At 70.6% G+C, this 12952-nt stretch carries 13 protein-coding genes and 1 pseudogene; 6 read left to right on the top strand and 8 right to left on the bottom strand.

Going from position 1 to position 12952, the window contains the following annotated elements:
• Positions 1-135 precede the first annotated feature (135 nt).
• Entirely contained in the window at positions 136-1104 is a 969-nt protein-coding gene (locus tag ACZ516_RS22950; protein WP_361079503.1) for a diacylglycerol/lipid kinase family protein, read from the bottom strand.
• An 80-nt stretch (positions 1105-1184) separates the two neighbouring features.
• Between ACZ516_RS22950 and ACZ516_RS22945 the strand changes: the two genes are divergently transcribed.
• The gene (locus tag ACZ516_RS22945) at positions 1185-1643 is read left to right on the top strand and encodes a hypothetical protein (RefSeq protein WP_358582568.1); all 459 of its coding nucleotides are present in this window, start codon (positions 1185-1187) and stop codon (positions 1641-1643) included.
• A 3-nt stretch (positions 1644-1646) separates the two neighbouring features.
• On the opposite strand, the gene ACZ516_RS22940 is transcribed toward ACZ516_RS22945, so the two are convergent.
• From ACZ516_RS22940 to ACZ516_RS22930, 3 genes are all read right to left on the bottom strand, one after another.
• Positions 1647-2675 (bottom strand): RNA polymerase sigma factor SigF, encoded by a 1029-nt coding sequence (locus tag ACZ516_RS22940; RefSeq protein ID WP_469011533.1) that lies wholly within the window; start codon positions 2673-2675, stop codon positions 1647-1649.
• On the bottom strand, positions 2672-3085 hold the full coding sequence (locus tag ACZ516_RS22935) for an ATP-binding protein (RefSeq protein ID WP_030780840.1): 414 nt from the start codon (positions 3083-3085) through the stop codon (positions 2672-2674). Before ACZ516_RS22935 ends, ACZ516_RS22940 begins: the two co-directional genes overlap by 4 nt.
• 247 nt (positions 3086-3332) lie before the next feature.
• Entirely contained in the window at positions 3333-3593 is a 261-nt protein-coding gene (locus tag ACZ516_RS22930) for a UBP-type zinc finger domain-containing protein (protein ID WP_358582562.1), read from the bottom strand.
• A 46-nt stretch (positions 3594-3639) separates the two neighbouring features.
• Between ACZ516_RS22930 and ACZ516_RS22925 the strand changes: the two genes are divergently transcribed.
• On the top strand, positions 3640-5238 hold the full coding sequence (locus tag ACZ516_RS22925) for a Na+/H+ antiporter (protein ID WP_358582559.1): 1599 nt from the start codon (positions 3640-3642) through the stop codon (positions 5236-5238).
• Here the strand turns inward: ACZ516_RS22925 and ACZ516_RS22920 are convergent.
• The 3 genes from ACZ516_RS22920 to ACZ516_RS22910 all read right to left on the bottom strand — a co-directional run bounded on the left by ACZ516_RS22920 (position 5217) and on the right by ACZ516_RS22910 (position 7209).
• A complete protein-coding gene (locus tag ACZ516_RS22920) occupies positions 5217-6161 on the bottom strand; it encodes a 1-aminocyclopropane-1-carboxylate deaminase/D-cysteine desulfhydrase (RefSeq protein WP_469011532.1) in 945 nt (314 codons plus the stop codon). The two genes, ACZ516_RS22925 and ACZ516_RS22920, sit on opposite strands and share 22 nt — an antisense overlap.
• 80 nt (positions 6162-6241) lie before the next feature.
• Positions 6242-6832: an N-acetylmuramoyl-L-alanine amidase gene (locus ACZ516_RS22915; RefSeq protein WP_358696980.1), complete on the bottom strand. Its 591-nt coding sequence runs from the start codon at positions 6830-6832 to the stop codon at positions 6242-6244.
• 140 nt (positions 6833-6972) lie between these two features.
• On the bottom strand, positions 6973-7209 hold the full coding sequence (locus ACZ516_RS22910; RefSeq protein WP_358582550.1) for a hypothetical protein: 237 nt from the start codon (positions 7207-7209) through the stop codon (positions 6973-6975).
• A gap of 248 nt (positions 7210-7457) precedes the next feature.
• Between ACZ516_RS22910 and ACZ516_RS22905 the strand changes: the two genes are divergently transcribed.
• From ACZ516_RS22905 to ACZ516_RS22895, 3 genes are all read left to right on the top strand, one after another.
• Positions 7458-8864 carry a family 2B encapsulin nanocompartment shell protein gene (locus tag ACZ516_RS22905; RefSeq protein WP_361079496.1) on the top strand — a complete coding sequence of 469 codons (1407 nt, stop codon included), beginning with the start codon at positions 7458-7460 and terminating at the stop codon, positions 8862-8864.
• A 110-nt stretch (positions 8865-8974) separates the two neighbouring features.
• On the top strand, positions 8975-10051 hold the full coding sequence (locus ACZ516_RS22900) for a family 2 encapsulin nanocompartment cargo protein polyprenyl transferase (RefSeq protein WP_361079725.1): 1077 nt from the start codon (positions 8975-8977) through the stop codon (positions 10049-10051).
• 299 nt (positions 10052-10350) lie between these two features.
• The gene (locus ACZ516_RS22895) at positions 10351-10989 is read left to right on the top strand and encodes a GNAT family N-acetyltransferase (RefSeq protein ID WP_469011531.1); all 639 of its coding nucleotides are present in this window, start codon (positions 10351-10353) and stop codon (positions 10987-10989) included.
• Between the two features lie 303 nt (positions 10990-11292).
• Here the strand turns inward: ACZ516_RS22895 and ACZ516_RS22890 are convergent.
• Positions 11293-12252: pseudogene (locus tag ACZ516_RS22890) on the bottom strand (IS5 family transposase).
• Here ACZ516_RS22890 and ACZ516_RS22885 point away from each other — a divergent pair.
• Complete coding sequence (locus tag ACZ516_RS22885; protein WP_361079490.1) at positions 12241-12870, top strand: class I SAM-dependent methyltransferase; 630 nt, start codon at positions 12241-12243, stop codon at positions 12868-12870. The pseudogene ACZ516_RS22890 and the gene ACZ516_RS22885 sit on opposite strands and share 12 nt — an antisense overlap.
• Positions 12871-12952 lie beyond the last annotated feature (82 nt).

Here is a 12952-nt window from a genome sequence, read left to right as displayed (position 1 = left end):
CAAACCTCGGCGGCGGATACAACCCCTTCAGGAAAGTTTTTTTTGATTCCTCAGTGTCGACTGGGTCACAGCCGTACTTCTATGGGGTGGACCCTGGCCTAAACGTTCGAGTGAAAGGACTTTGGGCCCTTCCACTCACACAATCACACGCAGTGCACGGCGAACGCCTGTGAACGTCACGCTCGTGCGCAGTCCCAGGTGGTCGCCGTCCATCTGGAGGGGGAGCGGGACCTTCGAATGCAAGGTGAAGTCGGTGAGGTCGTGCAGCGTGACCGCGTGCTTACCGTGCGGTCCCCGCTCCGGCGTGGAGGTCAGGAGCTGCGTCCCGTAACGGGCCACCGCGGCCGTGGAGAGCTTCTTGAGACCGAGCACGTCCAGGCCCGTGTCGAAGGAGGCCTGCGGAGAGGCGTACAGGGGACGATTGCCCAGGTAGGAGTAGGGCGAGGTGTTGCAGACTATCGACATCACCAGGTCCGTCACCGGGTCCTCGCCGGGGCGCTCCACCGTGATCATCCCGCGCCGCCGGTGGGGCTCGTCCAGGAACTGGCGGAGCACCTGGCGCACATAGAGGGCGTGCGTCGACCGTCTGCCCAGCTCGCGCTGCTGTTCGACTCTGCCGACCACGCCTCCGTCGAAGCCGAGACCGGCACAGAACGTGAACCAGCGCGAGGGAATGGCCTCGTCCTCGGTGCCCGGCGTGCCGCCGGCGATGCCGAGCCCCACCGTGCGCTCGCTGCCCTCGCGCAGGGCGTCCAGCAGGGCGCCGGTGGCCTCCACGGCGTCGTTCGGCAGCCCCAGGGCGCGCGCGAAGACGTTGGTGGAGCCGCCGGGGACGACCGCGAGACGCGGAAGGTGGTCCGGGTCGGGACCGTGGTGCAGCAGGCCGTTGACGACTTCGTTGACCGTGCCGTCGCCACCCAGGGCGACGACCAGCTCGATGTCCTTGCTCTCCGCGGCCTGCCGGCCCAGGTCCCGGGCGTGCCCGCGGTACTCCGTGGTGACCGCCTCCAGCTTCATCTCGCTCGCCAGCGCGTGGACCAGCACGTCACGCGTACGCGCACTGGTGGTGGTTGCCGCCGGGTTGACCACGAGGAGTGCACGCATGCCCAGAAGCCTACCCAGCGGCCTTTACCCGACCCAGACCGAGGTGCCGGTGCGCGGCTACGCGGAGCTACCCTGCTGGGGTGAGCACTCAGCGGAAATCCACCCCTCAAGCCCCGGAACCGGCCGAGTCGGGCCCGCGTCCCGCGCGGCTGACCGCCGCTGCCGCCCTGACCGCGCTGGAGGGCCTCGCCCTGCTCGCCGGGGGCGTCTACATGCTCGTGATGGGTCTCGCCGGGTCGCCCGACAATCCGCGGCAGGCCGAGACCGGTGGTGTCACCCTGATCGTCCTCGCACTGCTGCCGCTGCTGGCGGCCCGCGGTCTGCTGAGGCTGCGCCGGTGGAGCCGCGGCCCCGCGATCATCACCCAGATCATGGCCCTGCCGGTGGCCTGGCAGCTGCTCCAGGCCGACAGCGCGGCGATCCCGGCCGGGATCGCCCTCGCCGTCGTGGCGGTCGCCTCGCTGGTGCTCCTGGTCCACCCCGCGACGACCGAGGCCCTGGGCATCCGGGGCCCCGGCGGCGTACCGGGCGAGAAGTAACCGCTACTCCTCCACCAGAAGCCTCTCGCGCAGCTGCGCGAGCGTGCGCGCGAGCAGACGCGAGACGTGCATCTGCGAGATGCCGACCTCCTGCGCGATCTGCGACTGGGTCATGTTGCCGAAGAAGCGCAGGAGCAGGATGCGCTTTTCGCGCGGGGGAAGGTCTTCCAGGAGTGGCTTGAGGGATTCGCGGTACTCGACACCTTCCAGGGCCTCGTCCTCGGCGCCCAGGGTGTCCGCCACGGCCGGGGACTCGTCGTCGGTGTCCGGGACGTCCAGCGACAGGGTGGAGTAGGCGTTGGCCGACTCCAGGCCCTCCAGGACCTCCTCCTCGGAGATGGCCAGTTTCTCGGCGAGTTCGTGCACCGTGGGTGAGCGGCCGTGCAGCTGGGACAGCTCGGCCGTGGCCGACGTCAGCGACAGCCGCAGCTCCTGGAGGCGTCTGGGGACCCGGACCGCCCACCCCTTGTCGCGGAAGTGGCGCTTGATCTCACCGACGACCGTCGGCGTCGCGTACGTGGAGAACTCCACGCCGCGCTCCGGGTCGAAGCGGTCCACCGACTTGATCAGACCGATCGTGGCGACCTGGGTGAGGTCGTCGAGGGGCTCGCCGCGGTTGCGGAAGCGGCGGGCCAGGTGCTCGACGAGCGGCAGGTGCATGCGGACCAGCTGATTGCGCAGTTCCGCGTACTCCACGCTGCCGGTCGGCAGGCCGCGCAGCTCGATGAACATCGCGCGTGCGCCGCTTCGGTCCTGTGGATCGTGCCGGCTGTGCTGCTCGCTCATGTTTCCCGCCCGTCGCCCGCCGCCCCGGCCGGAGAGCTGCTTCGGCTCCCCCTTGGCGGTCGGCTCTGCCTGCTCCGACACATCGGCCACCGTCATGGGCCCGGGGCTTCCCGGGTCCTCCGGGTGAGGTTTGGCCTGCTGTTCGGGGATCCCGGTGGCCATAGGGCGTACCCCCTCCCTGCCGTCGGCGGGCAGACTCTGTGTGCCGCGCTCTTCGTCACGCACCGGACCGTCCCCGTTCCTCACGCCGGCCCGGGTCCCGCGCCGCGCTTCTTGTAGAGGCTGATCGAGACGGTGTTGTCCTCGGCGACGGTGGAGTCCACCTGGCCCGCGAGGGCCGACAGCACAGTCCAGGCGAAGGTGTCCCGCTCCGGGGCCCGGCCGTCGGTCGTGGGCGCCGAGACCGTCACCTCCAACGAGTCGTCGACGAGCCGGAAGACACAGCTGAGCACGGAGCCCGGCACGGCCTGCTGGAGCAGGATCGCGCAGGCCTCGTCGACCGCGATGCGGAGGTCCTCGATCTCGTCGAGAGTGAAGTCCAAACGCGCCGCGAGGCCGGCCGTCGCCGTCCGCAGCACCGACAGGTAGGCACCCGCAGCCGGAAGGCGGACCTCCACGAAGTCCTGATTCCCGGGCTCGCCTGCGATCTGGGACACCCTCACCTCCAAGGTGGTACAAGCACTTTCGGGGTTCCAGCACCGCCGCCCAGCGGCGGTCCGGACTGCGTCACACGGGTAACGCACCACGTAGTTATGCGGTGACGCTACCGCGCTGCCCAGCTCCGTGTCCCGGGGACCCCGCCCCGTAGCTGTCACTCATAGTAAGCATATGGGTACGCACAGTGGCTAGGGGTCTCGCAGGCCCAATTGGAAAGAAGAGGCGTCGGGTTGACGTACCCAGGCGTCAGACGATCGAACCGTCCACGAAGCACCAGCGCCAGCTCTCTCCCGGCTCGAAGGTCCTCATCACTGCGTGTGAGGTCTCCTCGAAGTGCGCGGTCGCGTGCCGGAACGGCGAGGAGTCGCAGCAGCCCACATGGCCGCACTCCAGACACAGCCGCAGCTGGACGGGGTGACTGCCGGCCGCCAGGCACTCGAGGCAGGTCTCGCTCAGCGGGGCCACCTCGGGGTGGGGCAGCGCCGCGACGTGCTGGCACTCGTTCATGATTGCCAGGTTACGACGAGAACGCGGAAGGCGGAGGGGTCTGCCGATGGACGTACTGCCCCTGGTGGCATTGATCGCGGCGAGCGCCGCGGTGGCGGGGGCCGCACGCAGGACCCCCCTGCCGGCGCCGCTGCTCCTGGTCGGCGTCGGGCTCATCGCCTCGTACGTCCCCGGAGTGCCCGACTACCACCTCGACCCGCACATCGTGCTGCCGCTGCTCCTGCCCCCCTTGCTGCACACGGCGGCACTGGAGAGCTCCTACCTGGACCTGCGGGCCAACATCAGGCCCGTGGCGCTGCTCTCGGTCGGCTACGTCCTGTTCGCGACGCTCGCCGTCGGCTGGCTCGCCTACCTGCTGATCCCCGATCTGCCGCTGACGGCGGCCCTGGTGCTCGGCGCCGTGATCGCGCCGCCCGACGCGGTCGCCGCGACCGCCGTCGCCCGCAGGGTGGGGCTGCCCGCACGGATCACCACCATCCTCCAGGGCGAGTCCCTGGTGAACGACGCGACCGCGATCACCGCCTACAAGGTGGCCCTCGCGGCGGCGGTCGGGGAGGGCGCGAGCTGGTCGGGCGGGGTGCGGGAGTTCCTGGTCGCCGCGGTCGGCGGGATCGGCGTGGGCCTGCTCTTGATGGTGCCGATCCACTGGCTGCGCACCCACCTCAAGGAGGCGATGCTGCAGAACACCCTCTCCCTGCTCATCCCCTTCGTCGCGTACGCCGCCGCGGAACAGGTGCACGCCTCCGGAGTGCTCGCCGTGGTGGTCGTGGCCCTCTACTTGGGGCACCGGTCCTGGCAGGTCGACTTCGAGACGCGGTTGCAGGAGGCCGCGGTGTGGAAGGTCGTCGCGTTCATCCTGGAGTCGTCGGTCTTCGCGCTCATCGGCCTGCAACTGCCGATCGTGCTCAAGGGGCTCGGAGAGTACGGCGTCGGACAGGCGGCCTGGTACGCGGCAGGGGTGTTCCTCCTCGTCGTCGCGGCGCGGTTCGTGTGGTCCTACCCGGCCACCTACCTGCCACGGGCCCTGTCGGCGCGGATCCGGGAGCGCGAGGACGACATGGACTGGCGCAGGCCGCTGATCGTCAGCTGGGCGGGGATGCGCGGTGTGGTCTCCCTGGCCATCGCCTTCTCGATCCCTCTCGTCATGGAGAACGGGGAGCCCTTCCCCGCGCGCAACCTTGTCTTGTTTCTGACCTTCACCACCGTCATCGGCACGCTCGTCGTGCAGGGGCTCTCACTGCCGTGGCTGATCCGTGTCCTGAAGCTGCCGGGCCGTGACGCGCAGGCGCAGACGCTCGCCGAGGCGCAGGCGCAGAACGCCGCCTCGCAGGCCGCGGAGGCCCGCGTCGAGGACCTCATGCGGGACGAGCGCAACTGCCTCCCGCAACCGCTCCAGGACCGTCTGCGCACCGTTCTGGAGCGCCGCCGCAACTCCGTGTGGGAGCGGCTCGGCCAACCCAATCCCGTGACGGGCGAGTCGGCCGACGACACCTACCGGCGGCTGGCGCGCGAGGCGATCGCCGCGGAGCGCGAGGTGTTCGTGAGGATGCGGGACGAGCGGCGCATCGACGACGAGATGATGCGGACGCTGCTGCGCAAACTGGACCTGGAGGAGGCGGCGGCCTACCGGGAGGTCGAGGACTGAGCCGGGGTGTCGCCGGCCCCGGTGATGACCGCGGTGACCCGCGTGCCGGGCGGGAAGGCGCCCTCTTCGGAGAGGGCGGTCAGCGCGTAGAGGAGCTTGGCGACGTAGAGGCGTTCTACGGAGAGGCCCGTTTCCCGGCCGTGGCGGCGTTCGAAGTCCTCGGCGAAAGCGAGCAGCTCGGGAGGCGTCCGGGCGTAGCCGCCGCAGTGGAAGCGGTCGTCCAGGCGCCAGTTGCCGGTCGGGGCACCGAACGTCTCCTGTTGCAGCGCCTTTATGTCGGCGTCCAGGAAGCCGCCCTTGAGGACCGGTATGCCGAGCGCCCGCCGGTCCGGGCCCAGGCCGGCGGCCAGGCCCGCGAGGGTGCCGCCGGTACCGCAGGCCACGGCCGCCACATCGGTGTGCTCGCGCAGTTCCTCTCCGAGCGCCGTACAGCCCTGTACGGCCAGGGCATTGCTGCCGCCCTCCGGAATCACGTACGGGGACCGCGCGCCCGCCTCGCGCAGGATCGCGGCGAGTGTTTCGGGCTCACGCTTGGCGCGGTACGTCGCCCTGTCGACGAAACGCAGCCGCATGCCGTCGGCACGGCACCGGGCCAGGGACGGGTTGAGAGGACGTCCGGCGAGTTCGTCACCGCGCACGACACCGATCGTGGCGAAGCCGAGGAGGCGGCCCGCCGCCGCGGTGGCGCGCAGATGGTTGGAGTAGGCGCCGCCGAAGGTGAGCAGGGTGTCGTGGCCCGCGTCAGCGGCGGCACGGAGGTTCAGGACGAGCTTGCGGTACTTGTTGCCCGGCAGCTCGGGGTGGATCAGGTCGTCGCGCTTGAGCAGCAGACGCACGCCGTGCCGGTCGAAACGCTCGTCCTGTAGGCGCTGCAGCGGCGACGGGAGCCGGGGGCTCGGACCGGCGGGCGGGGTGGGGTGCACCCCGCCATTGTCCCCCGCGGCACGCCGCCCGGCAGGGGGTGGTCAGGCGACAGGAGCACGGCGCGCGGGCTCCCCGATGGCTACTTGAGGCGTTCCTCGACGCGCCGACGCATCTCGTCCATGGTGAATCCGCGCGGATCCACCTTGCCGGGCTGCCACTCCAGGTGGCCGATCACCGAGCGCTCCGTCCAGCCGTGAACCCGGCAGATGGCGGCCGAGACCCTCTCGACGGCGTCCAGCTGGGCCTCGGGCCAGGGGTCCTCGCCGTCGCCGAGGTTCTCGCACTCGAAGCCGTAGAAGTGGCGGTTGCCGTCGGTGTTGGCCTCGTTGTCCACAGGGAGCCGCTTCTCGGCGATGACCGCGCGCAGCACCTCGTCGTCGCCGAGCCCGGCGTGGTTGGCGCGGCCGTAGCCGACGAGGTGCACGGAGCCGTCCTTGGTGATCACGCCGTGACAGAGCGGCCCGGGCAGCGACGGGTGCCCGTCGCGGCAGATCTCCACCGTGCGCTCACTGCCCGACGTGACGGTGTGGTGGATCATCACGCCGTGCACGGGGCCCCAGGGGCCCTTGTGATCGCGGTTGTGGTGCTCCCAGTCGCCGACCTCGACGACGGTCACGCCTTCGTCTCGCAGTGCCTCCAAGAAGCGTCCCGCGGACATGGGTGAGGCCATGGCCGCCTCCTTTGCGGGGCGCGACGGCCGCCTGCCGCGGGCCGCCTCGTATGCCCTGCTTGTACCGGAGGACCCGAGATCGGACCAGCTGTTCGGAATCCCTCCGGGGGGCTGTTCGGGCGGCGTGCGAGCCGATCCGGTCAGGTGCCGTGCAAGAAGGCGTCCCCGTGGGTCGCGATGTGGGATTCCACGGCCTCCAGCGCCTGCTGGGTGGCCTGGGGGGAACCGGTCCCCCGGCGCTCCGCGTAGTACGCCGCGCCGAGCTTCTTCAGGAGAGCGTCCCCCGCACGCTTCTCCTGCACCTCGTCGAGCTTCTGCTTGCCTTGGGTGAGGCCGCGCTGCGCCTGCTCTTTGGCGCGGTCCAGGAAGCCTGCCATTGCTGTCTCCTGCGGTCGAGGTGAAGGGTGCGGGCGGTGGACGCCCCGCAAAGTGTTCAACGGCGGCCGGGATCTTGCAGTTCCCCGGCGCCGTGCGGGCGAGACGGGTACGCCGAACGAGTGGAAACGTGCCCCCTGCCCCGTTCGACCGTGATCCATTCCCGCTCGTTTGTGTAATGGCGCCGACACGTTCGGTGCTGGAAGGCTGGTGGGCGCATATCACCGCAGGTACTCGGGAGGGCACACCAATGTCGGTAGGCGAAGAGATCCGCGAGCAGTCGGAGCAGCCGCAGAAGAGCCTCGGCACATCGGCCGCGCGGAATCTGGCCACCACCACCAAGTCGGTGCCGCAGATGCAGGAGATCAGCTCGCGCTGGTTGCTGCGGATGCTGCCGTGGGTGCAGGTGCAGGGCGGCACGTACCGGGTGAACCGAAGGCTGAGCTACTCGGTCGGTGACGGCCGCGTGACCTTTGTGAAGACGGGCGACCAGGTGGAGGTCATTCCGGCGGAGCTGCGCGAGCTGCCGGTGCTCCGGGACTTCGACGACCAGGAGGTGCTGGGCGAGCTGGCGCGGCGCTGCCGGCAGCGGGAGTTCGCCGCGGGCGAGATGCTGACCTCCTTCGGGAGCCAGGCGGACGAGGTCTTCCTGCTCGCGCACGGGCGGGTGGAGAAGGTCGGCTCGGGCCCGTACGGGAACGACGCCGTGCTGGGGACACTGGCCGACGGCTCGTATTTCGGAGAGTCGACCCTCCTCGACTCGGAGGCCATCTGGGAGTACACGGCGCGCGCGGTGACGCCGTGCACCGTGCTCACCCTGCCGAGGCAGGATCTCGAGCAGGTCGCCGAGCGCAGCGAAGCACTGCGTGACCACCTCCAGCGGCTGCGGTCCATCCCCGCCCAGCGCACCAACAGGCACGGCGAGGCGGCCATCGACCTCTCGGCCGGGCACGTCGGCGAGGCGGTGCTGCCGGGCACCTTCGTGGACTACGAGACGTCACCGCGTGAGTACGAGTTGAGCGTCGCCCAGACCGTCCTGCGCATCCACACGCGCGTGGCCGACCTCTACAACCAGCCCATGAACCAGACCGAGCAGCAGTTGCGGCTCACCGTCGAGGCGCTCAAGGAGCGCCAGGAACACGAGCTGATCAACAACCGCGAGTTCGGACTCCTGAACAACTGCGAGTACGACCAGCGGATCCAACCGCACGACGGTGTGCCCGGCCCGGACGATCTGGACGAACTGCTCAGCCGCAGGCGCGGATCCAAGCTCTTCCTCGCCCACCCGCGCGCGATCTCCGCGTTCGGCCGCGAGCTGAACAAGCGGGGCCTGGTCCCCGAGACCATCGACATGGCCGGCAACAGGATCCCCACCTGGCGCGGGGTGCCGATCTTCCCGTGCAACAAGATCCCGGTGACCGAGGCCCGCACGACGTCCATCATCTGTATGCGTACGGGCGAGGAGGAGCAGGGCGTCGTCGGCCTGCGGCAGAGCGGCATCCCCGACGAGATCGAGCCGAGCCTGTCCGTGCGGTTCATGGGCATCAGCGAGCAGGCGATCATCTCCTACCTGGTCTCGACCTACTACTCCGCCGCCGTGCTCGTGCCCGACGCGCTCGGTGTCCTGGAGAACGTAGAGATCGGCCGCTGGAGTTGACCCCCGACCGTGTCCGTGGCGACCGCGCCGGGTACACCCCCTGCGTACGCGCCCACGGGCCGAGGAACCGCCACCGTCCCCTTCCTTTCCGGGGTGAGTCCATGACGGACATGACAACGGACACGGCGGGCCAGGTGCGGGCGGCGGGGCCACCAGGGTCCGGCGACGGGCAGGAGGCCGCGGAGATCCTCGCGGCAGCGCGCGCGTACGTCGATCCGGAGCTGCGCGGGGCGGTCGATTCGCTGCCCCGGTCCCTGCGCCGCGTCGCGCGCTACCACTTCGGCTGGGAGCACGCGGACGGCACGCCGGCCGAGGGGAACGCGGGCAAGGCCGTCCGGCCGGCGCTCGTGCTCGCCGCGGTGCGGGCGCTCGGCGGGGACCCCGCCGGGGCCGTCCGGGCCGCGGCGGCCGTGGAGCTGATCCACAACTTCACGCTCCTGCACGACGACGTGATGGACCGCGACACGACGCGCAGGCACCGGCCCACCGCGTGGACCGTCTTCGGTGACGCCGACGCGATCCTCGTCGGGGACGCCCTGCAGGCCCTGGCACAGCGGCTGCTCGCCGAGGACCCCCACCCGGGGGCCCCGGCGGCGGCCGCCCGCCTCGCCCGTTGTGTCGTGGAGCTGTGTGCCGGGCAGCACGCGGATTGCGCGATGGAGCGGCGCGGGCCCGACGAGGTCTCGCTCGCGGAGTGCCTTGCCACGGCCGAGGCCAAGACCGGGGCGCTGTTGGGATGTGCGTGCGCGCTCGGGGCGCTGTACGCGGGCGCCGGGCCGGAGGTGGTCGACGCGCTCGACGGCTTCGGCAGGGAGGCCGGGCTTGCCTTCCAGCTCATCGACGACGTCATCGGCATCTGGGGCGACCCCGGCCACACGGGCAAGCCCGCCGGCGCCGATCTCGTGGCCCGCAAGAAATCCCTGCCGGTGGTCGCCGCGCTCGCCTCCGGTACGCCGGCCGCGGTGGAGCTTGCCGGGCTCTACAGCGGCCCGCTCGCCGAGAGCGGGGGCGAACTGGAGCGGGCGGCCCGCGCGGTGGAGCGCGCGGGTGGACGCGACTGGGCCACGGTGCACGCGGCCGACCGGATGTCGAGGGCGATAGGCCAGCTCGCGAGGGCGGTGCCGGACCCCGAGGCGGCGGGCGGGTTGCTGGCACTCGCCGAGTTCGTGACGCGGCGTACGCATTGAGGCGCCTGGGGCGGGCGGGGCGGGGGTGCATGGGACGGGCCTGAGGTGCGGGGTCTGGAGGGGGAGGGCTGGGTTGGGTTGCGACGAATGGGAGGTGGTTGAGGGGGCGTTCTGGATGAGGGGGAGGGGGGCGAGGGCGCTGCGCGCCGCGTAGGGGCGGGCGGGGTGCGGAGGGACTGCTGTGGGCCAGGAGGCGATCACCTAGGCTGCAACCGGCGAGCCGACACGCGCAGTTGAGGCGTGCGCGGGTGGGCGGCGCGTCGTCGGATGCGGACGAGTGGTGAGGGGCGGGGCTGGCTGTGGGCGTGGCGATCCGTAGAGCGGGGGAGGGGGACCGGGCCGACGTGGTGCGGTTGCTCGACGAGGCGTTCACGTGGGACCCGGTGAGCAGATGGGTTTTCCCCGGCGAGGAGCATCGGCGGCGCAGGCACGGCGCGTTGATGGGCGCCTTCTTCGACCTCGCGCTCCAAGAGGGGTGCATAGAGGTCACCGAGGACGGTGACGCGGCGGCACTGTGGTGGTCCGTCCCGGCGACCGCTTCACAGGGGGCGGAGGCGGAGGGCGTCGCGGAGGGGGCCGTGCCGGGCGAGATGGACGGGCCCGCGTTGTTGCGGCAGGCGGTCGATCCGGAGAACGAGCGGGTCGAGTTGATCGGGCGGATGACGGACGCGGCGCATCCCACCGACCGGGCGCATGAGTACCTGCACATGATCGCCGTGCGGCCGGGGCGACAGGGGGAGGGGCTCGGCACGGCGCTGATCACCGCCGTTCTCGAACGGTGTGATCGGGAGGGCCTGCACGCCTATCTGGAGGCGAGCAACGCGCGGAGCCGCGACCTGTACGAACGGTTGGGGTTCGCCTTCACCGGGGCGCCGCTCGATCTGCCGGACGGGCCGCGGATGTGGCCCATGTGGCGGGAGCCAGGGGCGGCGGGCTGACGTCGTGAGGAAGCGGGCGGGACGGCATGCGGCTACGGGGAGGTTCCGGGCGCTGTGGGGCTGCTTCGCGGGACCGAGCGGTAATGACCCGTAGGTACGGGCAGGGGCCCGGTTCTGCGGTCGGGGCCCGCCATGAGCCGGTCGGTACGGTTGTGTGGCGGCGCAGGGCGTTCGGGGGTTCGTGCTTCGAGGAGTTCCGTCCGGCTCGGGCAGCCGGGGCTCGGGCAGGTGATGTCGGGTGCGTTGACGACGGGCGGGTCGCGGCGGCAGGGGGTTCCGGGCGGCCGGAGGGCGGCTCAGCAGCTAGGGCGTGTCTGACAAATGATCACCTGGTCGATTCACGAAGCCAGAGAATCAGCGCGACCAGGATGACTCCGGCGCGGTAGCGAGTGGCGAGCTTGTCGAACCTGGTGGCGATCGCACGGAACTGCTTGAGACGGGAGAAGCATCGCGCGACCACGTTGCGGTCGCGGTAGACCTCTTTATCGAAGACGGGTGGGCGGCCGCCGAGGTTGCCGCGTCGACGGCGGTTTGCGATCTGGTCGCGGCGTTCGGGAATCGTGGCAGTGATGCCCCGACACCGCAGCAGGTGGCGGATCGCCCGGCTGGAATAGGCCTTGTCGCCCAGCACCCGCGTCGGCGTCGTGCGCGGGCGGCCCGTGACGATGCGTGGGACGCAGATCTCGTCAAGGACCTGGGTGAACGCGGTGGCGTCGTTGACATTGCCGGGCGTGAGCACGATCGACAATGGCAGGCCCCGGCCGTCGACGGCGAGGTGGACCTTGGTGGTCAGCCCGCCTCGGGAGCGACCAAGGGCCTGGCGTGCCTGTGAGCGGCCCGGATCTTCCTGATTGTCCCGGCCTGCTGCCCCCTTTTGCGTGCGCCGGCGGCGTGCTGATGGGCCCGGTTGATCGTGGAATCGACGGCGACTGTCCATTCCACCCGGTCCATCGCGTCGTCGCGGACCTGGACGTGCTCCAACAGTCTTGCCCAGGTGCCGTCCACCTCCCAGCGGGCGAACCGCTCGTAAACGGTCTGCCACGGCCCGTACCGCTGGGGCAGGTCGCGCCAAGGAGCCCCAGTCCGCAGCCGCCACAACACACCATTGACCACCTGCCGGTGATCACGCCATGGACGGCCACGTCCGTCCGCCTGCGGCAGCAGGGGCTCTATCCGCTCCCACGCCGCGTCTGTCACCTCGCCTCGAGCTGCCACAAGATTGCTTATCGGACCGGCTATAAGGTCCTCCCTGTGGCGAATCATCAGGACGAGACCAGGGCGGCCTACGACGGAGTCGTTGAGCTGTACGCATCGCTGTTCGCAGGCCGGCTGGAGACGCAGCCGTTCGCCCGGGCCATGATCAGCACTTTCGCCGAACTGGTGCGCGCGACGGGCAACCTGCGGGCAGCGGACGTTGGATGCGGGCCCGGACATCTGACGGCCATGCTGCACGAATTGGGCCTGGACGCCTTCGGACTCGACCTGTCCCACGGCATGGTCGACCACGCTCGACGGGCCAACCCGGCGCTGCGCTTCCAGGAGGCGCGGATGGAGTCCTTGCCGATCGAGGACGGCGTGCTCGGCGGCGTACTGGCCCACTACTCAATGATCCACACCCCACCGGACGAACTGCCGGAGCTGCTCACCGAGCAGGTCCGCGTCCTGGCGCCGGGTGGCGTGCTCCTGGTCTCCTTCTTCGGGACCGACGGACCGGAGCCGGTCCAGTTCGACCACAAGGTCGCACCTGCCTACAGCTGGCCGGCGGACCACCTCGCCGAACTGCTGACCGATGCCGGGCTCGTTCCTTTCGCTCGGCTGCTCCACGACCCGGCCTCCGAACGGGGCTTTCTCGACGCACACCTGCTGGCCCGCCGCCCATAGGTTCTGCCCGGCAAAAGGTGCGAGCTGGTCGGCGTGCCTCCGGACCGCCTACTCAACGGGCGCTCGCTGATTCGACAAGAAT

This window comes from Streptomyces sp. NPDC034037, assembly GCF_055575715.1.
This window is presented reverse-complemented; position numbering and strand designations above follow the sequence as displayed.

Bases quoted from the DNA above. Each gene is read 5' to 3' on its own strand.
- ACZ516_RS22910 (WP_358582550.1), bottom strand. From the start codon at position 7,209: ATGGCAGGCTTCCTGGACCGCGCCAAAGAGCAGGCGCAGCGCGGCCTC.
- ACZ516_RS22930 (WP_358582562.1), bottom strand. From the start codon at position 3,593: ATGAACGAGTGCCAGCACGTCGCGGCGCTGCCCCACCCCGAGGTGGCC.
- ACZ516_RS22900 (WP_361079725.1), top strand. From the start codon at position 8,975: ATGACAACGGACACGGCGGGCCAGGTGCGGGCGGCGGGGCCACCAGGG.
- ACZ516_RS22915 (WP_358696980.1), bottom strand. From the start codon at position 6,832: ATGGCCTCACCCATGTCCGCGGGACGCTTCTTGGAGGCACTGCGAGAC.
- ACZ516_RS22950 (WP_361079503.1), bottom strand. From the start codon at position 1,104: ATGCGTGCACTCCTCGTGGTCAACCCGGCGGCAACCACCACCAGTGCG.
- ACZ516_RS22905 (WP_361079496.1), top strand. From the start codon at position 7,458: ATGTCGGTAGGCGAAGAGATCCGCGAGCAGTCGGAGCAGCCGCAGAAG.
- ACZ516_RS22925 (WP_358582559.1), top strand. From the start codon at position 3,640: ATGGACGTACTGCCCCTGGTGGCATTGATCGCGGCGAGCGCCGCGGTG.